General features: G+C 64.6%; 1 pseudogene. It reads left to right on the forward strand.

The window, feature by feature from the left end:
• Positions 1–225 precede the first annotated feature (225 nt).
• Positions 226–672 (forward strand): annotated as a pseudogene (locus tag ACX4ZE_RS22945) (integrase); the annotation flags it as partial.

Consider the following 672-nt stretch of genomic DNA (forward strand, 5'->3'; position numbering starts at 1 on the left):
CAGTCGCGTTGACTCATCAAAAAGGTCCGCGTGGATCGATTCGTTGCCTCATTTGGAAAGGTCCGGGTCGTTCGGCGCGCCTCTGTCCGTGAGCTGGGTGTTTGCGGTTCACCAGGGTGATGGGGTTGACGTTGGCGAATCGGAGGGCGATCACCAGGTCGCGGGCGGTGCGGTATCGGAATGCGTCGAAGTCGCAGAAGGCGGTGATCCTGGATTCTGTGTGCGGTGACCGGGTATCACCGCGACTACGCGCGGCGTGCGTTGAGGGTGGCGTTGACTCCGCGTGTGGTCAAGACACGGGTGGCGCGTGAGCCGAAGTATGGTCCGGAAGTTGTTGTGGCGTTGGAGAAGTGTTGGGCGGTGCTGAATGCTCCGGCTGGCAAGCGGCTGGCTCCGATACTGGGTGAGCTGGTGCCGCTGCTGCGCCGTCACGGCGAGCTGGACATCGATGACGACACTGCGGAGCTGTTGGTGGGGATGTCGGCGGCCACGATCGACCGCCGGCCGGCGGCGGCGAAGTCGCGGCTGCGGATCAAGGGCCGCTCGCACACCAAACCGGGTTCGTTGTTGAAGTCGCGAATCCCGATGCGCACGTGGGCTGATCACGACGAGAACATTCCGGGGTTCGTGGAGATCGACCTGGTCGGCCACGAGGGCGGCAACCCGCGCGGG

It is taken from the genome of Nocardia sp. TBRC8007 (assembly GCF_056629435.1).